Raw genomic sequence first — 26,565 nt, forward strand, 5'->3', positions numbered from 1 at the left:
GGCAGGTAAATGCTATGAACATGGCACAAATTGAGTCCACACTACAAGACATTTTTAATGAACCGTTAAAAGATGGCGAACAACGAAAGCTTGTGTTTTGGGTGGATAAGGATGAAGAATTTACGGAGGAAATTGGTCAATTAGCATTACCAAATGTTAAAGTCCAAGCATTATCTGATCGAAATTCATTTTATATAAAGCATTTGTTGGAAGAAGAAGATTCGACGTCCTTTTATCTGATCTATACCACCCTAGAACTAAGTGTAGAAGACAATTGGTTAGTAGATACAGTACTTTATTCTAAGACATTTTTCGCAGATCGAATTTCACTTATCTTAAATGAACTTCAGATAGATTCTTCTCTTAGAGCGATTATTAAGAAACACGAACGATTTTTTAACAATAAAGAACGCTTCCGTAAATTTCAGTCATTTGCTATTGAGTCTTACTCGGAAGAAACGATTGAATTGGCGATTATGAGCGTACTGTGTAATGTAAAAACACCAGATTTTGAAGCGGTGTTAAAAGAAGTTTTAATAGATACGCTTGACGAGGGTGAAAACAAACTCTTATCTCAGTTAGAACGATTTTTTGATATGGATATATTTTGGCGATATGTCGCAAATTACTATGGCTATGTGCGCGAAACCAAGACCTTGAAGACTTTGTTTATTCATTTAACCGTCACAGCGTTCACACATTCTATAAGCGATGAATATTTAACGAGTGTAAAGGATTTTATAGCTGTACGAAACAAAGCAAATGCATTGGTGTTTATCGATCACTGGATGCATCATAAAACAGATAGTATAGTATTTGATCAGTATGCTGAAATGGTAGAGCAGGAAATTAAACTGCCAAGTATTCTACAAGATATTCCGGTAGATGAGTTTAAACAAGCTGATACATTCCCTTATATCGATAAAGTCATTATTATCTACATTGCGAATAACTTAATGGAGAGGCTTGAAGATTATGAGGAGTACACGAAGCTGATTAAATTGAGACGTGTAAAACATTATTACGAAAAGTATGCATCGATATATGAAGCTCTTTATTACACAGTAAAAATGCAGGAGTTTTATAAAGCACATCAACAAGGAATTTCACAAGGGTCAGTTATTGATTTGTACAAAGCTTATCGTGATGAGTATTTCGTTATGGATACATATTACCGGAAATTCTATGTGGCCTATGATGAAGAAAGTAATCACGAGTTAGTGAAAAAGTTAAAAGAACTTGTTGAACACTTGTATACCAACTGGTTTATCGGTGAATTGAGCTCTCATTGGTCACAATCAGTTAAGTCAGAAATGGTTGAGGAATGGTCGCTTCCAGGAATTACAAGTCAGCAAAGTTTTTATTCGTCAGCGGTTGCTCCGCATGTTCGAAAAGGTGAACGTGTTTTCGTTATTGTTTCAGATGCTATGCGTTATGAAGTGGGATTGGAACTAATAGATCTTTTAAACTTTGAAACGACAGGTATTTGTGAGATGCAATCCATGCTTGGCGTAGTTCCTTCTGTAACGAAGTTAGGTATGGCAGCACTATTACCACATCGTAAGTTAGATTTTGATGAAAATGGTCGCGTCTTAGTAGACGGAAAGGATTCAGCAGGACTCGAAAATCGCAAAAAAATTATCGAGTCTTATGTAGAAGATAGTCTAGCCATTCATTTCCAAGATATGCTTGCCATGAATAAAGCGGCTCGTCGAGAAACGTTTAAAGGGAAACGCGTTGTATATATTTACCACGACACAATTGATGCGATGGGCGATAAAGCTTCTACTGAAATTTATACGTTCAATGCGGTTGAAACATCCCTAAATCAGTTAAAGGCATTAGTTAAAATGATTCGCGATGACTTAGGTGGAACGAACATCTACGTCACTGCTGACCATGGTTTTTTATATCAACGTGATGCCTTAGAAGACAGCGATAAAATAAGTAATGAAGTATTAAATGCGGTCGAAGTAAAACGTCGTTATGTATTGTCGAAAGAAAAACGCAAAATTTCTGGACAGCTTGGTATTAACTTGTCTTCAATTGTGGATAATGAAGAGCAACTGACAGCCTATGTACCAAATGGGACGATTCGAAATCGCATGCAAGGAACTGGCGTCAACTTTGTTCATGGTGGTGCAAGTTTACAAGAAGTTGTGGTTCCGTTAGTTGTCTACAAAAACAAAAGAGCTGGTCAAAAGGGATCTTATGCTCTCCAAAAAGTAGACATTAAACTCACAAGTTCGACACGCAAAATTACGAATAGTATTTTCAATTTGAATTTTTTCCAAACAGAAAAAGTTGAAGATAAGATGATTCCGCGTACAGTGGTTATTTGTATCGAAGATATCGATGGAACGGTGTTGTCCAATGAAGAAACAATTATTGGAGATCGTACATTTGATAACCCTGGAGATCGTATATTTAAGCTTCAATTTGTCTTAAAAAGTATTTCGTATGATCGTAACAAAATGTATTATTTACTTGTAAAAGATTTAGAAACAGGAGTTGTAACAGAGAAGATACCATTCTCCATTAGTCTAGGAATTGTCAGTGATTTTGACTTTTAATTGAGGAGGTGTACTTGTGGCAGAAGAAACAGATGGGACTTCGACATTAGATCTTGATAAGAAATTAAATGATATATTTGCTGGGCGAGTTGTTCGTAAAGACTTAACTAAACTCATTAAAGAAGGTGCAAATGTTCCTGTATATGTACTTGAGTATTTGTTAGGAATGTATGCAGCGACTGATGATGAGCAGAGCATTCAAGAAGGTGTGGACCGGGTAAAAAAAATCTTGACTGACAACTTTGTTCGTCCAGACGAATCAGAAAAGATCAAATCTAGAATTCGTGAATTGGGACAATATTCAATTATTGATAAAGTGACAGTAGCTTTAAATCCGAAGATTGATACGTATGAAGCAGAGTTTTCGAATCTTGGATTAAAAGGTGTTCCGATTCCTTCTAATTTTGTAAAAGAGTTTGATAAACTTCTTGTCGGTGGCATTTGGTGTATGGTCAAGATTGATTATTATTACGATGAAGAAGGGCGAGCTTCAAATCCATTTAGTGTTAGCAGTCTTCAGCCAATTCAAATGCCGAATATGGACATGAATGAGGTATTTGAAGGGCGCAAGCAATTTACAAAAAATGAATGGATCGATGCATTGATTCGATCGACTGGGATGGAACCGACACAATTAGAGGAACGTGTAAAGTGGCATTTACTTTTACGACTGGTACCTCTCGTAGAAAACAACTACAACATGTGTGAACTTGGACCTCGTGGAACAGGAAAATCACATGTATACAAAGAAATTTCACCTAACTCCATCTTAGTATCGGGTGGACAGTCAACAGTAGCCAATTTGTTCTATAATATGTCTACTCGAAAAGTTGGACTGGTTGGAATGTGGGATTGCGTCGCATTTGATGAAGTCGCAGGTATTCGATTTAAAGACAAAGATGGCATTCAAATTATGAAGGATTACATGGCTTCAGGATCGTTTGCCAGAGGTAAAGAAGAAAAAAATGCTTCGGCCTCTATGGTGTTTGTTGGTAATATCAATCAAAGTTTAGATGTCTTATTAAAAACCTCACATTTATTTGCACCATTCCCTGAAGAAATGGCAAATGATACGGCATTTTTTGATCGAATGCATTATTATATGCCGGGCTGGGAAATTCCCAAAATGCGACCAGACTTCTTTACTGATAAATACGGATTCATTGTAGACTATATCGCTGAATTCTTTAGAGAAATGAGAAAGCGCTCGTTTGCAGATTCAACAGATCGCTATTTTAAATTGGGTAATAACTTAAACCAACGAGATACTATAGCCGTTCGTAAAACAGTATCAGGGATGGTAAAGCTCATCTATCCAAATGGAATTTATACGAAAGAAGATATTGAAGAAATTTTGCGTTATGCATTAGAAGGACGTCGCCGAGTCAAAGAACAATTAAAGAAAATTGGTGGTATGGAATTTTATGATGTGATGTTCTCTTATATCGATAAAGAGACGCTGGAAGAAGAGCATGTTTCAGTCCCAGAACAAGGTGGCGGAAAGCTCATTCCTGAAGGTATGGGTAAGTCTGGACATATCTATGTCGTAGGGCATGGTAACTCAGGTATGATAGGCGTTTACAAACTCGAAAATCAAGTTGTCAGTGGAACGGGTAAGTTTGATAAATCGGGTGTTGGTTCTTCTCGAGAGACAAAAGAAAGCTTAGACACAGCTTTTCGTTTCTTCACAGCTAACAGTAAAAGTATTAGTAATACGATTAGTACCAAAACAAAAGATTATTTGATGCATATTAGTGATCTTCAAGGAATTGGACTAACGAATGAACTTGCGATTGCGGAACTAATTGGCTTATGCTCAGCAGCATTGGACAAATCGGTTCAAGAAAGTACAGTCGTTATTGGTAATATGACTGTTGGGGGAACAATCGCAAAGGTTGAAGAATTTGCAAGTGTCTTACAAGTCTGTGTCGATGCGGGAGCGAAAAAAGTATTAATCCCTGCATCATCTGTTATGGATTTACAAACTGTTCCACCTGATTTATTAGTCAAAGTACAACCAGTGTTTTATGCAGATCCGACAGATGCTGTGTTTAAAGCACTTGGTGTGAATTGAAGTATATTGTTTGTATCATTTCCACGTTCTAACTTGTGGAATATCAATATTATTTATAGCTAAAAATACGTAGTTATTAAAGTTATTTTTAAAAATAGTGTAGAAAAACTGAATAACCTACTATTTTAAAAAATCTTAGTTTTTATTGAATTGGTTTTTGGGGAATTTCCTTAATAAATGTTTTTTTAATTTTGGGATGTTTTAAATTGATTAGAAAAATCATAAAAAAATGAAAATAAGTAATCTTAAAAAGAAGGTTACTAGAGGAGTGATTTACATGATTATCAAAGAAATCACAATGAAAAATTTTCATGGATTTAAAGAAAGGCATATTACTTTTTCAGATCAATTTACTGTCTTAGTAGGGAATAATGGTACGGGAAAAACAGCAGTACTGGATGGATTAGCAGTAGCACTAGGATCCTATTTAAGTGGGTTAAACGGTGTCCACTCTAGACACATTAAGCGTGATGAAATATACCGTGAAATATATATACATGGTGGTTTGTCTGATATACAAATGCAATTTCCAGTCACAGTTTCCTGTAGAGGATATGTTGAAGGAGAATATTTAGAGTGGTCTAGATCTGTGAATTCGGAAAAGGGATCGAATACTAGTAAAGAAGCAAAACCAATAATGGAGTACGCATCAAAAATTCAGTCGATGGTCAGCAAAGGACAATCTGCTATTTTACCAGTGATTTCTTATTATGGGACTGGACGTCTATGGGTACAAAAAAAAGACCAAAATGAAAAGCAAAAAAAGAGTAACAGATTAGAAGGTTATTCGTATTGTTTAGACCCTGCTTCCCATGAAAAACATTTCTTGAAGTGGATTGAGAAAATGACTTATATAGAATTGCAAAGAAAGGAAGCACCTACCGTACTTAGTGCGGTTAAGAAGGCAATTTCTACTTGTATGAAAGATTGGGAAACGCTTGAATTTGATGTTGACTCTGAAGAACTGAGAGTAATCGGAAAAGATAATAATGCAATCCCTTTTAGATTACTTAGTGACGGTATACGTAATACGATAGGTTTGGTTGCAGATCTTGCACACCGAATGGCACAATTGAACCCTGCTTTAAAAGAATCAGTTGTGGAGTTAACACCAGGTGTTGTTTTAATAGATGAATTAGATTTACATCTACATCCAAGTTGGCAGCGTAGAATTATTAGTGATTTAAAGCGTACATTTCCTAAAGTTCAATTTATAACTACTACTCATTCTCCATTTATCATTCAGTCACTTGAAGAGGGTGAACTAAGAAGATTACATGAGGAAGATGATGATGAGGTTGTTAGTAGAGAAGAGTTTGTGAACAGAAGTATTGAAGATATAACTGAAAATGTTATGGAAATTCCGTATGTTCAAAGAAGTCAAAAACAAATTGAAATGTATAATGTAGCTCAGCAATACTATAAACTTTTAAAAGAAGGGAAAAATATTTCTAGCGATGAAGTAGAGAATATAAAAAACAAACTGGATGATCTAGAATCATTATATAGTGAAGATATAGCGTACTACGCATTTTTACAAATGGAAAGAAAGGCAGCTGGATTGGAGAGAGAAGAAGATGAGACCAATTGAAAGAGGATCTATTCCTTTAGATAGAGACCAGAATGAGATCGAGTTCAATTTTTATCAACAATCCAGAGGGCATTTACTAACTAGATTAGGAAGCTACTGTTCCTACTGTGAGAGATATCTTGGTGGAAATATCGCAGTAGAACATGTACGCCCTAAATCAAAGGAATCCAACTTAGAATTAGAATGGGACAATTTTCTAATTGCATGTAATAACTGTAATTCAATTAAAGGCGATAGATCCATTGAATTGGATAAATATTTATGGCCAGATAAAGATAATACAACTTTAGCGTTTATTTATATTACAGGTGGATTAATTAATGTTTCTCCGAATCTGAATCCAGAGGTTATTGAAATAGCTGAAAATACAATTAAATTAACAGGCTTAGATCGTGTTCCGAGTGATGATCCATTTCTAAATCCAGAAATGAAAGATAGGCGTTGGAGCGAGAGAAGAACAGCCTTTGAAAAAGCTGAACGCGCTAAGAGAAATTTATTTGTGAATAACACCGAATCAATGAGAGAACAAATCGTTGATACAGCACTTTCTACGGGTTTTTTTTCAACTTGGATGACTGTCTTTCTACATGATATAGACATGCTTAAAAGGTTTATTGATGCTTTTCCAGGGACAAGTAAAGCTTGCTATAATTCTTCATACACTCCAATAACAAGAGTGGGAGGAACTTTGTAAAATACATTTTAAAAAGGGAAAAACAACTATTGAGTGTTATGATATAAAATTTAAAAAATACAACATATTTATATAAATTCTGATAATTTAATTGTATAGTTTTCATAAAAAGTAAGCTCTGAAGAAACCTGTCAGAACTTACTTTTTGCAATAAAGTTGTTACTATAAATCGCCTTTAAAAAATTTATAATAATGAAAGCAGCTTATTCCGCTATTTCACTCACCTCATGGTTGAGCTGCCATTGCACACCAAACGGATCTTTGACAATGCCGTAGGCTTCACTCCAAAACGTTTTTTGAATCGGCATGATAATATTGCCGTCTTGCGCGAGCTTATCGAATGTCTCGTGAATGACTTGGATGTCCGGCAGATGCAGAGCCAGCGTGACATTTTGTCCGATCGCCACCGGATCATGCGGCATAGCATCGGAAAACATGACTCGTGTGCCGTGAACAATCAATTGCGAATGTAGGACAAGCGACTGGACGTCTTTTTCAAACGGTTGACCGTCCGGACCATTGCCGGGACCAAATTCCATGATATCGGGAACGTCTTGCCCAAAGACTTTGGCATAATAATGGATTGCCTCGCGGGTATTGCCGTTGAACACAAGGTAGGGAGTAATCGGCATATAGATGCTCCTCTCAATTTTAAGCACGGTTGGCTGATACTTATAGTATACCAAACGTTTGTTCTTATTTAAAGGTTTTCGGGATAAATAATGAAAGCGGTATCATTTATTTTTCGAATTCCGATTAAATTCTAAAAAAATGGTTGTATCTTTCCAAATCACCGTCTATACTAAATTTATCGAAAGCGCTTTCGGTGAAATGGAGTGGTTACATGGGTACAATTTATGATTTAGCGAAAATAACCGGTTTTTCGATCACCACGGTCTCAAAAGCCTTAAATAACTATTCCGACGTCAGTGAGAAGACAAAAGCGAAAATCGTTCAGGCGGCAGCCGATATGGGCTACCTGCCAAACGCCCACGCTCAGTCGCTCTCGACGAAACGATCTTGGACGATCGGGGTCATGTTCTCGGAAGCAAACGAAGTCGGGATGATGCATCCATTCTTCAACGCGATTATCGAAAGTTTCCGGAAAGCAACGGAACAGCAAGGCTATGACTTGATCTTCGCCTCGCGGAATCTGCGTAATCGGGACATGAGTTACCTCGAGCATTTCCAGCATCGGGCGGTCGACGGCATCGTCGTCATCTGTTCCGATCAAATGGACAAGCATGTCCAGGAACTGATTCAAAGTTCGATTCCAATCGTTGTCGTCGACATGGACAGCACCGATTGCAGTGTCGTCTTCTCGGATAACTTATCCGGCGGGACACTCGCCGTCAACCATCTCTACGAACTGGGACATCGTTTGATTGCCCATATTGCCGGGGATATGACGATCGATGCGGGACTCGCACGAATCGAAGGATACAAACAGGCGATGGATCGACTGGCGTTACCGATTCCGGACGGCTATCTGATCAACGGAGGATTTTTCTCGGTCGAAGAAGGAAAACAAGCAATGCAGACGTTGCTTGCTTTACCGAAACGTCCGACCGCAGTCTTCGTCGCAGGTGACCAAATGGCGATCGGCGCGATGGAAGCGATTCATGAAGCGGGCCTCCAGGTGCCGCACGACATTTCTGTCGTCGGTTACGATGATATCGAGATGTCGAAATACGTTACACCCAAGCTAACGACGGTCCGGCAAGACACGGAACGGATCGGGCAGCATGCAGCAGAACTGTTAATCGAACAGATCGTCAATAAAAAGCGGGTCATGACGACGGATATCATTCCGGTCGACTTGATCGTCCGCCAGTCGACGGGACCTGTCAAAGCATAATACCTTTTCGAAATCGCTCTCGCAGGTTGTCTTCGAGAAAACGCGAGAGCGGTTTCGAAATCCATACTATATTTTTTTGTACGTTTCCGAAAGGGCTTTCGGAACTTTTTTCAGACCATTTACGAAAGCGCTTTCGATATTTTTGAATAATAAATGAGACCGCTTACTTAGGGGGCTACTAAAACCAGACAAGGATGGGATGACATGAAGAAGAAGTTAGTCAGCGTATTAACAGTCGGCGCATTAACAGCAAGCGTTTTAGCAGGATGTTCAGGCGGCGAAGAGGAAAAAACGAGCGGTGGCAATCGCCACAATGTGGATCTTTAAATTCATCGGTTCGTGGAAGAACTACATCATGCCGCTCGTCCTGTTTTTCTCACCGAAAAAAATACACATTACCGGTCTTGATGGGCTTCCTTAAAGAATCACAAGTCGCAGAAAATCTCGGCTCGTTTTATCTTGGGATCGCGATTTTCGCCGTACCGATTATGATGGCTTTCTTGTTTCTATCGAAATACATCGTCAGCAGCATCTCAGCTGGTGCCGTCAAAGATTGAACTACCTCCACCTACGCTGCGCTTAGATGTGGAAGATTCCTGATTTATCCGACCTATCGATCGAAACTTGATCAGGCTAACCCCGTCGTCCCGACGGTTGAAGAAGCCAAGATACGCTCGGCCTCTTGTTTGAGATTCAGTCCTGCGTTCACATCACGGTCGTGATGGATCCCGCAACTCGGGCATGTCCATTCACGCAAGCCAAGATGTTTCACGTCCTTGTGTTGATGGCCGCAACTCGAGCACAGTTGGCTCGAGGCGAACGTCTTCCCGACCTTCACGACGGTCTTCCCGTACCAATCTGCCTTGTACTCGATCATACGGAAGAACTCCGACCAACTGACCTCAGAGATGGACTTGCTTAACTTGCGGTTCTGCTGCATGTTCTTCACCTGCAAGGTCTCGATGCCGATGATGTCGTGGTTTTTGACGATTTCGGTCGAAACCTTGTGCAGGAAATCGGTCCGCTTGTTGACGATCTTCTCGTGGATACGGGCGACCTTCCGCTTTTGTTTTTGATAGTTATTCGCCTCGGACAGCTTCACTTTCTTGTTCAGGGCGATGAGCTGACGACGGGACAACTTACGTTGTTCACGCACTAGTCTCTTCTCGAGCGTGCGGAAGTAGCGGTCGTTCTTGTACACCGTGCCGTCCGACAGGATGGCAAAGTTCTTGAGTCCGACGTCGACTCCGACGGATGAGCCCGTCTTCGGCATTTCGTTGATTTCCTGCTCGACGAGCAGGGAGACGAAGTATTTTCCTGAAGCATTACGGCGTATGGTGGCGTTCAAAATGCGTCCTTCGACCTGCTTGGAGTGGGCGAAACGAACCCATTTAAGCTTAGGAAGTTTGAGTCTGCTTGCATGAATCGAGATTTCAGGAAGTTGAGACTTTCCTTGGATATTCGTCTTGTAGGATTGAACAGGTTTTCGCTTCGACTTGAATCGAGGTCGTTCGTTCTGTTTCTTGAAGAAGCGATCATACGCATCAGCCAGATGCTTGACGCTAGTTTGCACGGAAGTGCTGTCTACTTCCTTCAACCAGTCGAACGCTTCCTTTAACATCGGAATTTCTTTGGAACAAGAACCATAAGATAGTCCTTTCCCTGTCGCTTTGTAGGTTTCTTCCCACTTCGCTAAGAAGTGGTTAAAGACGAAGCGTGAACAACCAATCGTTTTGGTAATCAGAATTTTTTGCTCTTTTGTCGGGTATATTCTGAATTTGTAAGCCTTGTATTTCAACATGATTTTCACCTCCTTAAAGAGAATATACCCGAAATGAAAGCTGGTGATTCATCTCCCGCTTTCATTTGGGCTTCGCCCTTAACGCTTAGAAGTGAGAGTATCCTCACCTGATTTTAATAAATACACCGGTAAGGACTACCACTTCCCGGACAGCGGACAGCTTGAACAATGGCATACGTATGCTGTCGATTATGTCCGGGTCTATGATTTGACGAACCGCGACTACCGTGAACCGGTCGACCCGGTGACACGTGACTTTACGTTCAAGGCAAAGGCACAGATGAAAAAGGGACAAACGGCGACGCTGACGCAACGTGGTGTCCAACTGCAAGAAGACCATCAGTATGTGCTTCGCTTCAAGGCGGACAGCAAGCGAAGTAAACAGATTCAAGTCAAGGCGAAAAATGCGGACGGAACAACAGCCTACTTGCCGACGCATGACGTGCCGTTGACCAAACAAACAACGACCGTTGATATTCCATTTACGATGACACAAGCGACGGATTTAAACAGCCAACTTCAGTTCAACTTCGGAACGGCAAAAGGCGAAGTGACGCTCGATGACGTTGAGTTGATGGATGTCACACCGATCGAAGTCGATCGGTCACCGCTCAAAAATGGTTCGTTCACGGACGGACTGAACTTCTGGAGTTCATACGTCCATTATGATGCGCAAGCGGTCGTTTCAACGGTCAATGACGCCGCGAAACTCGCCATCGCATCAGAAGGACAGGAACCATGGAGCGTTCTGCTCGAGCAAGGGAACTTGCAGCTCGTCAAAGGGCAGACGTACCAACTGACATTTAAGGCATCGTCGACAGTTGCCCGACCACTTGAAGTGACGGTCGAAAATGCAGCGTACACACGTTACTTCAGTCAAATCGTTGAACTCGGAACGGAAGCAAAAACGTATCAGTTTGACTTTACGCTCGGTCAAGACGATACAGCCGGACTGAAATTCCTGCTTGGGAAAGCAGCCGGTTCTCCGTTTGCGGCCCATGACGTAACGATTGATGATGTAAAACTGGAAGTGAAATAACACGAATTAAATTTCTTTATACAAAACGTCCAGAATAACTTCCTCGCTTGTTGAAGGGGAAGAGAATTCTGGACGTTTTTATTTTCATGTAAAAAAGGAATTTAAATCCAATTCGGAGAAAGGATATACCATGCAATTTTAGAGGGGGAACACCATCATGGTTCGTTCGACGAAACAGTATGTCGCGTTGTTTGTCGTGCTTTTGATCGCAATAATCAGTATCAATGCCTGGCCGGCGAGTCTTTATCCGGACGGTTCGATTGGTCTGCTTCAAATCGCAGCATCCTTTGTTTGGCTGATCTTTTTGACGGCTTCCGTTGTTCTTATTCGGGAAGAAAAGACGCTTTTGTTTGTTTTCTATTATCTAAGCTTCGGGTTTGTTGCCGGCACCGTGGTCTATTTGATCACGTTCTTTGAGCGGTACTGGTTAGGGGACTTTTGGTTTGATATCGTATCCGCTATTCAATATCCGTTTTATTATCTGTTTGCGGTCCCGCTGTTTGGGTTCAATGCCTGGTTTGACGTCTTGTATGGACAGTTTGCGCTGTTTGCCGGGTTTGCTTATATCGTGCTGGCGATTGGCGTAAGTGTCCAATCTAAAAAAATAGAGGCGAAGCGGTTGCGGTACTGATTGCCAGATAGTTGAAAAGCGCGCCGCGGCGCGCTTTTTTCGGTTACTTCTGTAAGATGCTCAGGTACGGAGCGGAATGAGCTGATGGTGTAGGACAGATTCAATCAAAGTGACCGTCTCGAAGGTTGCTGCGTAATCAACCGTTTCGTGTTCGGTATGCTCATGCGTGTATCCGACAGACAGATTAACAGAAGGGATGCCGAAGCCGGCAAACACCTTGGCATCACTTGATCCGCCGTTCGTTGTCGTTTGCCAGTCGGTCATTCCAGCGAGACATCCGGCTTCCTCGAACAGCTGACCGAACTCTTGTATGCAGAACGGTATTTGATTTCGGCAGGCCGTGACAATATCGCGTGTTCCGCGGCGGTCGACAACGATGGCGCCATCCACATCATGGAGGAATTCAGGATCAATTCCTTCCGCGCCGCGGCATCCGATTTCTTCCTGAACGGTAAACGCGAGTTTCAGCGTTCCGGAGAAGTTTGTATTTTGAACGCGGTCAAGGACTTCAAGGATCGCTGTGATGCCGGCCCGGTCGTCGGCTCCAAGGATGCCGCTTGAACTGCGGAGTGTCGTCCCGTCTTCAAGAATTGTACGGTCTTCTTCGATTAATTCCACGGTGTCCATATGAGCAGACAACAGTACGGTCGGACCAACGCCGCACTGGATGGTCGCCAGTACATTTCCACGCTTGTCGGTGTAGAGGAAATCTGTGCTCGATCTTAAATGATTGCGGAGGTGCATTGCGACCAATCGTTCCCGTTTGCTGACGCCCGGGATATCGAGCCATGTCAACAAACGGTGCTTAAATTGTTCTAGTCGTAAGGTTTCGAGATAAGTCCGGTCTTCGGTCAACCGGTAAAGACGTTCAGCCAACAACAATAAAGAAGGAAATCCGCTTTTCCGGTAGTCAAGATGTAACGTCAGTTGCGTTAATCCCATCGTCATCTGATAGGGCAGGGCAAGCTGAAGAAGTTGCCACTGCTTAAGCGACGGGGCTTGTTTCAACACAACTGATGCCCGCCCCCGACCATGGCCGTCACAACAAGACAACGTTGGGATATCGAGTGCGTTCAGCCAACGGACGATTCCCCGAATGTATGGATCAAAGGATTGATACGGTAAATCATTCGTCGAGGGATCAATCATTGCTTCACGACCGGGTAGGTTCTCGAAAGGGACCTGCTGAATCCACTCGATCAGCTGACGGTCGTTCCAGTCTACTACCGGATATTGTAAAATGGAGTCAGTCAAACAAGCGACGTGTGTTTTATTGAATTGATCGTCCCGGCTCAGACCATGTCGTGCTAACAGAATCGTTGCGTTTGTCATATAAAAACAGCTCCTTGTTGGATAAGTTGTTTTCAGTTTAGCAAGGGAGCTGTGACAGGCTGTCACACGTCAAAAATAGGAGGAAAAGCATGGAACAATCCGAACATCTCAAAGAAAAACGGCCTGGACACAGATTTCCGAGAAGGACAGTTGAAGAGATGGAACTCCGACGTAAGATGAGACTTAACCATTTTGTCCGGCAAGCCGAGTTTTTTAAGCTGTCGGAAACACCGGATTTTGTTCAAGCAAAGAAGTGGTTGTTACAGGCACTACGTATAGAAAAGAATCATCCGATCGCCAATTATCGACTGGGATATCTTCTTTATCGTGAGCACCAGTACGAACTGGCGGTTTATCATTTTAAGACGGCGCTTGACGGAACGGAGACCGATGTCTTGAGTGAGACACAGTTGATGTTAGCCAATACCTTTCTCGTTAATTGCGGAATGGCGATTACACGGGAGGCCTTGCGTGAGTTAGAGGACTTGGAATTTCGGATCGAAGGAGAGATAGACCAGGAACGCATTGAACGCTACCGGGCTGAAATGCTTGTCCAGGAAGAAAATATGTTAGACCGTTTGTATTATCGGAAAATCACGGCAGCCCATGAAACGATTATCAATGAAGAACAGTTTTACGACATCCGTCCGGATAAAGGAGAGCTGTTACTCCGAAGTTCGGATGATGGGAAAACATTGCAGGTGTTCGGAAAACCAGCTGAATCATTAAACCTACATATGTTCTTGACCCTCGTGTTACTGAATCAAAAATCATTTCAACCGTATCCGGTTTTACAGGATGCCTTGTCTGAATTAGGGGGACAAAGGATTTCTTACAACTATATGCGTCAGTTAATCCGGAGAATTCGTGATCAGTTTGTTACGTTGAATTTGATTGAATCGACATCTATTTCTTCTCCTGATTCTTCGCGTCCTGTCCAAGGATTCCGGATTCACCCGAACTGGTCGGTGACGATTCTTTGCCGGGCAGATGATTTCATTCATCCGATTCAAAAGGAGAGAAGCGATGTTTAGTCCAGTCAGTGAACGTGAGGAAAAAAGCGGGGAACGAAAAGCAAAGTCCCGGAAGACGATTTGATTACGTGATTCGGGTGCTTTTGCATTAGGGTTGTGGTTGACGCTTTTGATCCTCTTGGTAACCCCGTTAATCTTGATGTTTGTCATCATGTATTTAGCAGGAACACGATAATTCAATTGGATGTTCAAGAGAGGTCTGTCGCGAAGCGATGGATCTTTTTTTGTTCGACGGTTTGTCAAATTAAGTGCAACACTTCTTCCGTGAAGACCTCGTATGCAGTTTTCCAGTTAAGACATTTTCGTGGTCTCCCATTAATCCAGGCGAGCGCTTGAGCGATTTCAGAACGACTGACCTTTCCGAAATCTGTCCCCTTCGGGAAAAATTCACGGAGAAGACCATTGGCGTTCTCGTTACTACCACGCTGCCAAGAAGAATACGGATCTGCAAAATACATGGGTAAGCCTAACGTGTCACGAATTCGTTCATGACAGCTAAACTCTTTTCCACGATCTGTCGTCGCAGTTTGGAACGTTCCCAACGGGAAGGAAAGATGTAATGCTTGAATCGCAGACTCCATCGATTGAGCGGACCGATTTTCCATCGGTACAGCGAGATAAAAACGACTCTTTCGCTCGACGAACGTTGCGACACAGGCTTTTGACGTTCCTCTACCCGATACAACAGTATCAAGCTCCCAATGTCCAAACGTTTGACGCCCTTTGACGTCGGACGGACGTTTACTGATTGGCAGTCCGACGTTGAAGCGTCCGCGCGTCTCACGTGGTTTCTGACGCTTTCCCTTTTGCCGAAGAAGTCCAGAATCGGCCTCGACGAGGCCACTATAAATCCAACGATAAATTGTCTTGAACGAGAGTCCTTCTTCTTGGAATAATCGTCCGGCAATTTGTTCAGGGGACCACGTCTCCCGTAATTTTTCGAGGATGCAGATTCCTTTTTCGAGCGTAAACTTCGTACGTGCACCGCACTTCTTCTTTCGCTCCACATAACGCTGGTCAGCATGAGAAGAATCGTAATGAGGATTTCGTTTCAATTCTCGTGAAATCGTAGAAGGTTGACGCCCCAGGCGTCCCGCAATCTTTCGGACAGAGAAACCTAGCTCGAGATACGTCTCTATTTTGACTCTTTCTGATATGGTAAGATGAATATAGCTCATAACGAATCCTCCGTTGAATTTTGTGTGGTAACTCTATTCTACACGAGGCCGTTATGGGTTTTTTTTGTGTTTTCAGCTAGGTGTTGCACTTAATATTACAATTCGTCGTTCATAAAAACTGTCTGACAAATCATCCCTCTAAAAATCAAAAATTAAAAACAAATTCTAATGAAAATCGCTATAATCAAATTATCGCTAAAATTTGGTATTTTAAAAACAAGGAGGAATGGACATGAACAAAGCAGTGAAACTCATCATTACAGGTGTACTTAGCCTTTCTTTGATCAGCGTGACATCGGCTGAAAGCCATGCAGCAACCAAAGCGAAGGCATTCCAAAACTGTACGGAGATGCATAAGAAATACAAAGGCGGCGTTTCGAAGAAAGCTGGACTCAAAAACCGGACGGGGTACGACAAAAAAGGTAAGGCGATCTACAAAGATACGAAATACAAAGCCTATGTCAGCTTAGCGATATACAAACTGAATACGAAAAGCGACCGTGACAAAGACGGCATCGCCTGCGAACGTTAAAAAAAAGACCCACTTCCAATTTGGAAAGCGGGTCTTCGTCTGTTTAGTTGAAGTTTTTTTTGAGGAAGTCCGTGACTTCTTCCGGTGTTTTTGCGTTAGCACTGTGCAAGTGACCGAGTTTCTCGTTGTTTTGGAAGACGAGTAAACTTGGAATCCCCATGACGACATTGTCAGAAGCGATTTCCGGGAATTCATCCTTGTCGATCGTATAGATCGGCAGTTCGCTGAATTGTGATTCGACGTCCGGCATGAAGTAGTCCATCCGTTTGCAGTCCGGGCACCAGTCAGCTTCGAACTTAATGATGACCGGTGTTTCACTTGCGATTAACTCTTTGAATGTATCTTCACTCTTAATGTAGTTACTCATGTGTTAGTTCCCCCTGTTGTTGGTGTGTATCTTTAGTCTACTGATTCCAAGCACAAGATGCACGGATTATGATTGAAGAAGGTCCGCGTTCTGCAAAAATGTTGTAGAAGAAAATAGCAAAAGTATGCGCAAATTGCACAAGAAGCGCCAATAAAAGATTAAATATGATTTGCCTTAAGTAAAAACTATTGGTCTTTTGTTAATTAACTAGTTTTAAGCAAAATGATTTCTATAGACCCACTTGATTTTGACCTGTTACGATGAGGTTTGCTAATCGACAGAGCGAGTGGGGGCGACAGAAATGGATCAGCAAAAATACGATAATTTAAAGCTCGGTGAGCGTGGTGCAATCATCAGCATCATTGCCTATATTGTTTTATCAATTATTAAATTAGTTGTCGGCTACACGGCGGATTCAGCGGCCTTACGGGCGGATGGTCTAAACAATACGACCGATATCATCGCTTCGATTGCCGTTTTGATCGGATTACGGATTTCAAGACGTCCGGCAGATGATAATCATAAATACGGACACTGGAAAAGCGAGACGATTGCCTCGATGGTCGCTTCCTTCATTATGATGGCAGTTGGACTACAGGTATTAATCGATACGGTTTCGACGTTGTTCGAAGGAAAGCAGGAGTCGCCGGATATCGTCGCAGCTTATGTCGGAATTGGTTCCGCTGTCGTGATGTATTTCGTCTATCGTTACAACCGGAATCTGTCACGGAAAATTAACAGTAAAGCGGTCATGGCAGCGGCGAAAGATAACTTATCCGATGCCTGGGTCAGTATCGGAACAACGATCGGGATTATCGGTTCCCAGTTCGGGATGCCGTGGCTCGATATTGTAACAGCGATTGTCGTCGGATTCTTAATCTGTAAAACGGCGTGGGATATTTTCTCGGAAGCCTCCCACGAATTGTCGGATGGGTTTGATGAACAGAAGCTGAAGATGTATGAAGATGTGATTTTTGATTTAGAAGGTGTCAAAGGAATCAAGTCGATCAAGGGACGGAATTATGGAAATAATGAAGTCGTTGATGTCGTGATTCTCGTCAACTCGCAATTGAACGTCCATCAAGCCCATGATATCGCGACGAAAGTCGAAGATACGCTGACGAATGAATATGGTGTCTACGATATTCATGTCCATGTTGAGCCGGAATAACAGAAAGCGACCGTCCTTCACTGAGGGGCGGTCGCTTTCTGTTATTCTATGATTTCGATCGTCAAGGCCAGTGCACCAAATTGTTGTTCGGCTTCCTTCAAGTAAATGGCATACGTACTTTTCAATAACTCTGGCATCGACCAGCCAATACAATCGATCGCTTCAAGTGAAATTTTTTCATAGAGAGATTGAAAGTCTTTGAACGTTTCGCGTTTTGTGACCCGAACAGTAAGCTGTTCACCGTTAGACAAATTTTTAAATTCAATCAGGTCATCGACCTTGATAGCTTGACGCTTCTGATCGTTCAGGCGAATTTCGATAACTTTTTTGCCTGTTTGGATGGAATGGAAGGGTTCTTCATATAGCCCCATGTTATGTAACATCTGCCTGACTCCTTTCTGATAATTTCTTGATTATGGAAAAGCTTTATCATACCTTAAGACGGAAATTTCCATTTAAAATACTATGTGCGTTTTCACATTGTTTCTGCGTTGACATTCGGTCTGAATGGGCGTAATTTTAGTTTACATAGATAATCGTTCGATATGGAATGATTCAAAATGGAACACGGAGGTGGAAGGATGGAAACAGAGCAAAAAGAGCCGGTTCGTTCAACGGCCATGATGCAGTCGTTTTGGAATGTGCAGCGTCATCTTGTCCGCGCGGCGCATCAGACAGCGCAGGAAAATGGACTCAGTTTACCGCAATTTCACAGCTTGATGACGATTGCCCCAAGAAGTCCAATCACACAAAAGGAACTTACCGCGCATACGCATTTACCGAAAAGCACCCTCAGTCAATCGATAGAAGGGTTGGTGCAAGCGGAGTGGGTCATCCGGGAAACGAATCCGGACAACCGGCGGGAAGTCGTTTTACGTTTGAGTGATCACGGACGGCAATTCGTCGAAACGATCAAACAACAGGAGGCCGGGATGCAACAACGGCTCGAGCAGGTCCTCGATCAGATCGATCCCGCCGTCTTTGAACAGATGTTGCAGACCCATGCGCAGATTGCAGAAGGATTAAAAGAAATTTTGTCACCAGGAAACGGAGGCTGTACAGATGATTAAGCTACTCAAAAATCTGACGACCTATAAATGGGCAGTTTTTGCTGTCTTGATCCTCGTCTTCGCCCAGTCGATGTCAGATTTATATTTACCGACGTTGATGGCCGACATCATTGATAAAGGAGTCGTGACGGGGGATACGGCATACATTTGGAAAATCGGGGCCGTCATGCTCGGGATTACTGGACTTGGCGCGCTCGCGGCGATTGCTGCCAGCTACTATTCCTCGAAAGCCGCGATGGGACTCGGCCGCGACATTCGCCGGAAAGTCTTTAACCACGTCGAACGGTTTACGCTACAGGAGTTTGATCAACTCGGAACGGCTTCATTGATCACACGGACGACAAACGATATCACCCAAGTCCAGCAGGTCGTCATCATGATGCTGCGGATGGTCGTCAGTGCGCCGATCATGTTCGTCGGTGGACTGATCATGGCCGTCTCGAAAGATGCCAAACTGTCGCTTGTCATTGTCGCGGCGATGCCGGTGTTGGTCATTTCGATTTTATTGATTCTTTGGAAAGGGGTCCCGTTGTTCGGCCAAGTCCAAAAACGGCTCGACCGCTTGAATCTCGTTTTGCGGGAAAACCTGACCGGGATTCGTGTCATCCGGGCCTTTAACCGGGAATCCCAGGAAAAAGTCCGGCTGACAAAAGCGAATGCCGATTTGACGGACGTCTCGATCAAGGTCAATAAAATCATGGCCTTTTTGATGCCGGTCATGATGCTCGTGATGAACTTGACGGTCGTCGGTGTCATATGGTTCGGCGGTATCCGGATTAATAACGGCGGGATGCAAATCGGGGATTTGATGGCGTTCATTCAATACGTCATGCAAATCATGTTTGCTCTCGTCATGGCGTCCGTCATGTTCGTCATGATTCCCCGGGCGGCCGTCTCGGCGAAACGGATTAATGAAGTCCTTGAAATGGAGCCGACGATGGTCGATGCCGGAACGGCTTCTGCGGATCAAGAACGCGGTACGCTTGTCTTTGACGGGGTGACGTTCAGTTATCCGGGAGCCGAGGCACCGGTCCTGTCCGATATCAGCTTTACTGCCCGACCTGGTGAAATCACGGCTGTGATTGGTGGAACCGGTTCCGGAAAATCAACGCTCGTCAATTTGATTCCGCACTTTTATGACGTGACGGAAGGCAGCATCCAAGTCAACGGCGTCGACAGCCAAGCCGTCCCGCAGGAAGAATTGCGTTCGAAAATCGGCTTTGTCCCGCAAAAAGCGTTGCTGTTTACGGGAACAATCGCGGAGAACATCCGGTTCGGAAAAGAGGATGCGACGGACGAAGAAATCCGGCATGCGGCACAAGTCGCTCAAGCAACTGATTTCATTGAACGGATGCCGGACCGATATGAATCAATGATTGAACAAGGCGGTTCCAACGTCTCCGGTGGTCAAAAACAACGCTTGTCGATTGCTCGGGCACTGGTCCGGAAACCGGATATTTATGTCTTTGATGACAGCTTCTCGGCGCTTGATTTCAAAACCGACGCGACGTTACGGAAAGCTTTGAAACAGGAAACGCAAGACGCAACCGTTCTGATTGTCGCGCAACGCGTCAGTACCGTCATGGATGCCGATCAAATCATTGTCCTGGAAGAAGGACGTGTGGCCGGAATCGGGACACACGATGAACTGTACGAAACGAACGAAGTCTATCAGGAAATCGTTAAATCTCAACTGTCCGAGGAGGAAATCGCATGAGTACCAGTAATACGAAACGACCTGCCGGCGGCCCTCCCGGTGGAGGTCCCGGCGGCGGGAACATGATGATGATGGGCGAAAAACCGAAAAACTTTAAAGCGACGTTCCGCCGGTTACTCGGTTACCTGAAACCACGCCGGAACGCTCTCATAGCGGTCTTTGTCGCGGCGATTCTCAGTACGATCTTCATGATTGCCGGACCGAAAATCATGGGGACGGCGATCACGGAACTGTTTGAAGGCGCCTATGCCAAGTTCCAGGGTGTACCGGGAGCAGCAATCGACTTTACGAAAATCGGACAGATCCTGTTGTTGCTCGCGGGACTGTATGTCGTCAGCAGTCTGTTCAGTTATCTGCAACAGTATCTGATGTCGGGCATCGCGCAAAAAACAGTCTATGATTTACGGGAAGATGTAAATCAGAAGCTCGAGCGGTTGCCGCTGAAGTATTATGACGGCCGACCGAACGGGGAAACGCTCAGCCGGGTCACGAATGACATCGATACGATCGGAAGTACATTGCAACAAAGCGTGACGTCGTTCATTACGTCGATCGTGACGATCGTCGGCATTTTAATCATGATGCTGACGATCAGTCCGCTATTGACGTTGATCTCACTTGTCTCTTTACCAATCTCGATTTTTGCGATTCGTCCGATTTTGAAACGGTCGCAAAAATATTTTGCTGATCAGCAACGGACACTCGGACAACTGAATGGTCATGTCGAAGAGATGTATACCGGTCATCCGGTCGTCAAAGCGTTTGGTCATGAACGCAGAGCGGTCGAACAATTTGATGCCGTGAATGAAGAGTTATATGAAGCGGGACGAAAAGCCCAGTTCATCTCCGGAATCATCATGCCGATGATGATGTTCATCGGGAACATCAGCTATGTTCTGATCAGTGTCGTCGGCGGGATTTTAGTCACCCAGCGCAGCATCTCGATCGGGGACATTCAGGCGTTCATCACCTATACACGCCAATTCACACAACCGATCACACAAACGGCCAATATCGCGAACATCGTTCAGTCGACGGTCGCAGCTGCTGAACGGGTCTTTGAATTGTTGGATGAAGAAGAGGAAGTCAAGGAAGTGACGACGCATCACTTAACAAAAGCCGACGGAGCCGTTGCGTTCGAGCATGTCGACTTCGGTTACGGCGAACAGTTGTTGATTGAAGACATGAACATCGATGTCAAACCGGGACAAACGGTGGCGATCGTCGGTCCGACCGGTGCCGGGAAAACGACACTGATCAATCTGTTGATGCGCTTTTACGAGTTGAACAGTGGTGTCATCCGAATCGACGGGATCGATACACGGAAGATGTCACGCGAAGATTTACGGACAACGTTCGGTATGGTCCTGCAAGATACGTGGCTCTTTAACGGTACAATCCGTGACAATCTCGCGTACGGAAAAACCGGGGCAACAGAAGACGACATCGTCGAAGCCGCGAAAACAGCCCATGCGGATCACTTCATCCGGACATTACCGGACGGCTACGATACCGTCCTAAACGAAGAAGCGTCGAATATCTCGCAAGGGCAAAAGCAACTGTTGACGATTGCCCGGGCAGTCCTCGCCGATCCACCGATCATGATTCTCGATGAAGCAACGTCAAGCGTCGATACGCGGACGGAGATTTTTATTCAACAGGCAATGAAACGTTTGATGGAAGGACGGACAAGTTTCGTCATCGCCCATCGTCTGTCGACGATTAAAGATGCGGATTTGATTTTGGTCATGGATCAAGGGCGGGTCATTGAACAGGGCACACATGAAGCCTTGCTCGAAGCAAACGGCTTTTATGCCGATCTTTACAACAGTCAGTTCTCGGAAAAAGAAGTCGTGTAACAACAGCTGATTTCAACTGCAAACAAATCAACGGCAGCATCCTGATGGGGATGCTGTCTTTTTTTGAATCTTTTTTCTTGCACTCGTATACCTAAGGGGGTATATTAATGGCAGAAACTTATTCAGTAAAGGAGCCAACAAGATGAAAAACATGTCAACAAACGAATTAGAAGAGATATTGCAACAAGAAAAAACGATTCAACTGATTGATGTCCGCGAAACGGATGAATACGCAGTCGGTCATATCAAGCAGGCCAAAAATCTTCCGTTATCCGAACTGTCAGAGCGGACGGATGAATTGGATGCAGGACGGCCGTTACATGTCATCTGCTTGTCCGGGGGACGCAGCATGAATGCTTCAACCTATCTCGAACAAGCCGGTTTTGATGTCACGAATGTCGACGGCGGCATGATGAGCTGGGAAGGCGACGTTACGAAATAATTCATTTCAACAATTTGAGGGGGAACTTCCATGTTATTACGTTACTTTTACGATGAAAAATTAGCACAAGCTTCTTATATGGTCGGTTGTCAGATGACGGGTGAAGCGATTGTCATTGATCCGTCGCGTGACATCGAAGGATATCTTAAAGAAGCGGCAAAAGAAGGATTACACATCGTCGCGACAGCGGAAACGCATATCCATGCGGATTTTGTATCCGGCACACGGGAATTTGCTGAACGGTTTGATACGACGGCTTATCTGTCTGACGAGGGTGATGCCGACTGGAAATACGAATTTGCAGCTGACATCGATGCCAAACTTGTGACGGATGGAAATCGTTTTAAAGTAGGGAACGTGACATTTGAAGTCATGCACACGCCGGGACATACGCCGGAACATGTCTCATTTTTACTGTATGACCGCGATCAAACGGTTCCGATGGGCATTTTTACAGGAGACTTTGTTTTTGTAGGCGACATCGGTCGCCCGGATTTACTCGAAGAAGCAGCCGGTATTCAAGGGACGACAGCTGTCGGCGCAAAACAGATGTTTGAATCACTTAAACGATTCAAAGCGTTACCGGACTTCGTTCAAGTATGGCCGGGTCATGGAGCCGGCAGTGCGTGCGGGAAAGCCCTCGGTGCGGTTCCGACGACGACAGTCGGGTATGAAAAACAGACCAACTGGGCTCTTCAAGTCGAAGACGAAACGGCGTTCGTCAAAGAGTTGACGACAGACCAACCGGAACCGCCGAACTATTTTGCGATGATGAAGCGGGTCAACAAAAAAGGAATTGTCGCCACACCTACGCTTTCGAAACCACGTGTCGCCGAGGCGACTGAACTGGAAACGCTTGTCAATACGATGCAGGTCGTTGACACACGTAGCGGAAAATCGTTTGCTTCGGGACATGTGCCGGGGGCGCTCAACATTCCGTACAATTCAAAATTCGTCACGTGGGCCGGCTGGCTACTGGACTTTGATCATGATATTGCCGTGATTGCCGAGTTCCGTTTACTGGAAGAAATCCAGACCGATTTACAGTCGATCGGTCTCGACCGGTTCGTCACATTGGTGGATATAGCGGATTTGTCACCCGAACAATTGACGGAACAGTATCCGGACTGGAGTGCCGAACAAGCAATTGAAGCAGCGGAAGCCGGTGAAGTGGTTGTCCTCGATGTCCGCAATAAGACAGAATGGGATGCGGGCCATTATGAGCAGGCGAAACGGATTTTACTTGGTAAACTGTCCTCGCGTTACAAAGAAATTCCGGTCGATCGTCCGATCGCAGTCCACTGTGCCTCCGGTGTCCGGTCACGAATGGCAGTCAGTGTCTTACAATCACTGGGCATGAAGAATGTCATCAATATTGACGGCGGGTATGCTGCTCTTCAGCCGGTTCTTGACCGACAGGCGTTAACAGAAAAATGACACCACGATACTAAAAAAAATAGCTTTTCCAAAATGGATGGTTCTAATCAGAATCATCCATTTTTTTAAATACTATTCACAAAATGCCACTTTCAGGTTAAAAGTGGTTTAGCAATTCCTTTAGCTGGGGAAATTAAAGAAGTGTCGGAAATATACTATTTAGAGATGAAGGAGTGTGGCAGGATGAAAAACTTTTGGAACACGACGTCATTTGACGTCAACGGGATTCTAGGGACTCTCGGAAACATTTTAGGAGCACTTATCGTCTTCCTGATTGGATGGCTGATTGCGAAACTGATCGCAAACGGTATTCAAAAGGCATTAGAAAAGTCTGGTGTCGTTAATAAGTTGTCACCACAAAAAGAAGGTACACCACCACAAAAGAAAAAGTGGACACCTGAAAAAATTATCGGGACAGTCATTTTCTGGGTCTTGATGGTATTTGTTCTTATCCTAGTCTTTAACATCTTGAACTTGAACATCATCGCAGGACCACTTGCGGATACGATGAGCACATTGCTCGCAGCGATCCCGAATATCCTGAAAGCAGCATTGATTCTTCTTTTTGCTTACGTCATCGCGGTTGTACTCCGCATGATCATCGTCAAAGGCGGAACGAAGTTGATGTCGAACGAAAAAGTCCGTTCGAACAAAATGCTTCAAGGTCAAACGGATCTTTCGAACTATCCGAAGATCGCAGGCGAAATCGTCTTCTATCTTGTCTTGTTACTGTTCCTACCAGGTGTACTTGGTGCGCTCAACATTGAAAGTGTTTCTGAGCCGTTCAGCCAATTACTCTCGTCGTTCCTTGGATTCATTCCGCGTCTGATTGCTGCAGCAGCGATCTTCTTCGTCGGATTCCTCGTTGCGAAAATCGTTCGCGATATCGTCACGAACTTCCTGCATGCAGTCGGTACAGACAAATTTGCTTCACGCTTCAACATCGGTACAAACGAACAAAAAGATACAAAATCACTTTCTTCAATCTTAGGGACAGTCGTCTTCATCCTGATCTTAATCCCGATCACGATTTCGGCACTTGACCAGCTCAACATCAAAGGTATTACAGGACCAGCCATCAACATGTTAAACGATGTTCTTGGTATGATTCCGAACATCATTATCGGTGTCGTCTTGATCCTTGTCGGTCTTTATGTCGGTCGTTTCGTTAAGAAATTCGTTGCAGATCTCTTGTCACGTCTCGGTTTCAACAACTTAACACGTCACTTGAAAATCGGTAACTGGGATGCAAACAATGCATCGACATCACCATCATCAATCGTTGGATCACTCGTTGAAATCGTCATCGTCGTCTTGTTCGTCGTTGAAGCCTTCAACTTAATCGGTCTTGACTTCATGGTTGATCTTGGTCGCGCGGTTCTTGCTTTCCTTCCAAGCGTCTTGACAGCGATCATCATCTTGGCCATCGGTATCATCATCAGCAACTTGGTGAAACGCACGATGGACAGCCTGTTTGCTAACTCGGATTTAAAAGTTCTTTCAAGCGTCGCGAAATATGCCATCCTTGCTCTTGCTGTCTTCATGGCACTTGATCAACTTGGTGTTGCTGCTACAATCGTTAACTCAGCGTTCATCTTGATTCTCGGTGCTGTTGCTCTTGCTTTCGGACTCGCGTTTGGTTTAGGTGGCCGTGATAATGCATCACGTTACCTCGACCGTCTCCAGAAAAAAGCAGAGAATGCAGATATCGACACATCGAACCTGCCGTCAAACAACACATCGTCTGCTTCGACGAAGCCAAGCTTAAAAGAAGCAGCAAAAGGTGCAGCGTCAAAAGCAGCAGATGACGTCACACCAGATCAAGCACCAAAAGCGTCTAAACCATCATCTTCTTTGAACGTGAACCCGACACACGGTACACCAAAAGGGGCACTTCCTAAAAATGATTTAGCACAACAAGACGATTACCCGATCGGTCCGGACACGAACCGTGGTCCGAACTTAGATCACCCGAATGATCGTCCGTAACCAAAACGAAAACGAAAACGAAAACTCCTTCACCGAGCGGTGGAGGAGTTTTTAGTACGTTAATGCATATCTACATATTTGTATTGTAGTAAAATAACAAAACTGGTTTGACCAATTTGTGAAAAAAAACAGAAACTTTTGCTTATAAAAGCTGACATCCTTTGTTATGATGAAAA

The 26,565-nt window shown here is 43.9% G+C and carries 24 protein-coding genes; 18 read left to right on the top strand and 6 right to left on the bottom strand.

Annotation, left to right across the window (positions count from 1 at the left end; genetic code table 11):
* Window positions 1–14 precede the first annotated feature (14 nt).
* The 4 genes from pglZ (at window position 15) to EXIG_RS01835 (ending at window position 6,932) form a co-directional block, all read left to right on the top strand.
* On the top strand, window positions 15–2,573 hold the full coding sequence (pglZ, locus tag EXIG_RS01820; protein ID WP_012369227.1) for a BREX-1 system phosphatase PglZ type A: 2,559 nt from the start codon (window positions 15–17) through the stop codon (window positions 2,571–2,573).
* Between the two features lie 16 nt (window positions 2,574–2,589).
* The gene (brxL, locus tag EXIG_RS01825) at window positions 2,590–4,647 is read left to right on the top strand and encodes a protease Lon-related BREX system protein BrxL (protein ID WP_012369228.1); all 2,058 of its coding nucleotides are present in this window, start codon (window positions 2,590–2,592) and stop codon (window positions 4,645–4,647) included.
* Between the two features lie 277 nt (window positions 4,648–4,924).
* Window positions 4,925–6,238: an AAA family ATPase gene (locus EXIG_RS01830; protein ID WP_012369229.1), complete on the top strand. Its 1,314-nt coding sequence runs from the start codon at window positions 4,925–4,927 to the stop codon at window positions 6,236–6,238.
* Entirely contained in the window at window positions 6,225–6,932 is a 708-nt protein-coding gene (locus EXIG_RS01835; protein WP_012369230.1) for an HNH endonuclease, read from the top strand. The genes EXIG_RS01830 and EXIG_RS01835 overlap by 14 nt, the downstream gene beginning before the upstream one ends.
* 203 nt (window positions 6,933–7,135) lie before the next feature.
* On the opposite strand, the gene EXIG_RS01840 is transcribed toward EXIG_RS01835, so the two are convergent.
* Window positions 7,136–7,564, bottom strand: a complete 429-nt coding sequence (locus EXIG_RS01840; protein ID WP_012369231.1) for a VOC family protein — start codon at window positions 7,562–7,564, stop codon at window positions 7,136–7,138.
* Between the two features lie 212 nt (window positions 7,565–7,776).
* On the opposite strand from EXIG_RS01840, the gene EXIG_RS01845 reads away from it, so the two are divergent.
* From EXIG_RS01845 to EXIG_RS16200, 3 genes are all read left to right on the top strand, one after another.
* Window positions 7,777–8,790, top strand: a complete 1,014-nt coding sequence (locus EXIG_RS01845) for a LacI family DNA-binding transcriptional regulator (protein WP_012369232.1) — start codon at window positions 7,777–7,779, stop codon at window positions 8,788–8,790.
* Between the two features lie 204 nt (window positions 8,791–8,994).
* Window positions 8,995–9,117: a hypothetical protein gene (locus EXIG_RS16130; protein ID WP_268741708.1), complete on the top strand. Its 123-nt coding sequence runs from the start codon at window positions 8,995–8,997 to the stop codon at window positions 9,115–9,117.
* Between the two features lie 80 nt (window positions 9,118–9,197).
* Complete coding sequence (locus tag EXIG_RS16200; protein ID WP_312846456.1) at window positions 9,198–9,347, top strand: hypothetical protein; 150 nt, start codon at window positions 9,198–9,200, stop codon at window positions 9,345–9,347.
* A 71-nt stretch (window positions 9,348–9,418) separates the two neighbouring features.
* On the opposite strand, the gene tnpB is transcribed toward EXIG_RS16200, so the two are convergent.
* On the bottom strand, window positions 9,419–10,591 hold the full coding sequence (gene tnpB, locus EXIG_RS01850) for an IS200/IS605 family element RNA-guided endonuclease TnpB (RefSeq protein WP_012369233.1): 1,173 nt from the start codon (window positions 10,589–10,591) through the stop codon (window positions 9,419–9,421).
* A gap of 91 nt (window positions 10,592–10,682) precedes the next feature.
* Between tnpB and EXIG_RS01855 the strand changes: the two genes are divergently transcribed.
* Window positions 10,683–11,630 carry a carbohydrate binding domain-containing protein gene (locus EXIG_RS01855; RefSeq protein ID WP_012369234.1) on the top strand — a complete coding sequence of 316 codons (948 nt, stop codon included), beginning with the start codon at window positions 10,683–10,685 and terminating at the stop codon, window positions 11,628–11,630.
* A gap of 157 nt (window positions 11,631–11,787) precedes the next feature.
* On the top strand, window positions 11,788–12,261 hold the full coding sequence (locus EXIG_RS01860) for a hypothetical protein (protein ID WP_012369235.1): 474 nt from the start codon (window positions 11,788–11,790) through the stop codon (window positions 12,259–12,261).
* 60 nt (window positions 12,262–12,321) lie between these two features.
* On the opposite strand, the gene EXIG_RS01865 is transcribed toward EXIG_RS01860, so the two are convergent.
* Entirely contained in the window at window positions 12,322–13,593 is a 1,272-nt protein-coding gene (locus tag EXIG_RS01865; RefSeq protein WP_012369236.1) for a M20/M25/M40 family metallo-hydrolase, read from the bottom strand.
* Between the two features lie 176 nt (window positions 13,594–13,769).
* Here EXIG_RS01865 and EXIG_RS01870 point away from each other — a divergent pair, with 176 nt between their 5' ends.
* The gene (locus tag EXIG_RS01870) at window positions 13,770–14,627 is read left to right on the top strand and encodes a tetratricopeptide repeat protein (RefSeq protein WP_234944560.1); all 858 of its coding nucleotides are present in this window, start codon (window positions 13,770–13,772) and stop codon (window positions 14,625–14,627) included.
* 239 nt (window positions 14,628–14,866) lie between these two features.
* Here EXIG_RS01870 and EXIG_RS01875 read toward each other — a convergent pair whose 3' ends face one another.
* Window positions 14,867–15,805, bottom strand: coding sequence for an IS30 family transposase (locus EXIG_RS01875; protein ID WP_012369167.1), 939 nt, complete (start codon window positions 15,803–15,805; stop codon window positions 14,867–14,869).
* A gap of 232 nt (window positions 15,806–16,037) precedes the next feature.
* Here EXIG_RS01875 and EXIG_RS01880 point away from each other — a divergent pair, with 232 nt between their 5' ends.
* Window positions 16,038–16,337 carry an excalibur calcium-binding domain-containing protein gene (locus tag EXIG_RS01880; protein ID WP_012369238.1) on the top strand — a complete coding sequence of 100 codons (300 nt, stop codon included), beginning with the start codon at window positions 16,038–16,040 and terminating at the stop codon, window positions 16,335–16,337.
* Between the two features lie 43 nt (window positions 16,338–16,380).
* Here the strand turns inward: EXIG_RS01880 and EXIG_RS01885 are convergent, their stop codons facing one another.
* Complete coding sequence (locus tag EXIG_RS01885; protein ID WP_012369239.1) at window positions 16,381–16,704, bottom strand: thioredoxin family protein; 324 nt, start codon at window positions 16,702–16,704, stop codon at window positions 16,381–16,383.
* Window positions 16,705–17,005: 301 nt separating this feature from the next.
* Here EXIG_RS01885 and EXIG_RS01890 point away from each other — a divergent pair, with 301 nt between their 5' ends.
* Window positions 17,006–17,875 (top strand): cation diffusion facilitator family transporter, encoded by an 870-nt coding sequence (locus EXIG_RS01890; protein ID WP_012369240.1) that lies wholly within the window; start codon window positions 17,006–17,008, stop codon window positions 17,873–17,875.
* A 41-nt stretch (window positions 17,876–17,916) separates the two neighbouring features.
* Here the strand turns inward: EXIG_RS01890 and EXIG_RS01895 are convergent, their stop codons facing one another.
* Complete coding sequence (locus EXIG_RS01895) at window positions 17,917–18,258, bottom strand: ASCH domain-containing protein (protein WP_012369241.1); 342 nt, start codon at window positions 18,256–18,258, stop codon at window positions 17,917–17,919.
* 198 nt (window positions 18,259–18,456) lie between these two features.
* On the opposite strand from EXIG_RS01895, the gene EXIG_RS01900 reads away from it, so the two are divergent.
* The 6 genes from EXIG_RS01900 (at window position 18,457) to EXIG_RS01925 (ending at window position 26,389) form a co-directional block, all read left to right on the top strand.
* Window positions 18,457–18,945, top strand: a complete 489-nt coding sequence (locus EXIG_RS01900) for a MarR family winged helix-turn-helix transcriptional regulator (RefSeq protein ID WP_012369242.1) — start codon at window positions 18,457–18,459, stop codon at window positions 18,943–18,945.
* Entirely contained in the window at window positions 18,938–20,662 is a 1,725-nt protein-coding gene (locus EXIG_RS01905) for an ABC transporter ATP-binding protein (protein ID WP_012369243.1), read from the top strand. The genes EXIG_RS01900 and EXIG_RS01905 overlap by 8 nt, the downstream gene beginning before the upstream one ends.
* The gene (locus EXIG_RS01910) at window positions 20,659–22,521 is read left to right on the top strand and encodes an ABC transporter ATP-binding protein (RefSeq protein WP_012369244.1); all 1,863 of its coding nucleotides are present in this window, start codon (window positions 20,659–20,661) and stop codon (window positions 22,519–22,521) included. Before EXIG_RS01905 ends, EXIG_RS01910 begins: the two co-directional genes overlap by 4 nt.
* Before the next feature lie 142 nt (window positions 22,522–22,663).
* Window positions 22,664–22,963, top strand: coding sequence for a rhodanese-like domain-containing protein (locus EXIG_RS01915; protein ID WP_012369245.1), 300 nt, complete (start codon window positions 22,664–22,666; stop codon window positions 22,961–22,963).
* Window positions 22,964–22,993: 30 nt separating this feature from the next.
* Window positions 22,994–24,400 carry an MBL fold metallo-hydrolase gene (locus EXIG_RS01920; RefSeq protein ID WP_012369246.1) on the top strand — a complete coding sequence of 469 codons (1,407 nt, stop codon included), beginning with the start codon at window positions 22,994–22,996 and terminating at the stop codon, window positions 24,398–24,400.
* 183 nt (window positions 24,401–24,583) lie between these two features.
* On the top strand, window positions 24,584–26,389 hold the full coding sequence (locus EXIG_RS01925; RefSeq protein WP_012369247.1) for a mechanosensitive ion channel: 1,806 nt from the start codon (window positions 24,584–24,586) through the stop codon (window positions 26,387–26,389).
* Window positions 26,390–26,565 lie beyond the last annotated feature (176 nt).

The organism is Exiguobacterium artemiae 255-15 (assembly GCF_000019905.1).
Taxonomy (GTDB): domain Bacteria; phylum Bacillota; class Bacilli; order Exiguobacteriales; family Exiguobacteriaceae; genus Exiguobacterium_A; species Exiguobacterium_A artemiae.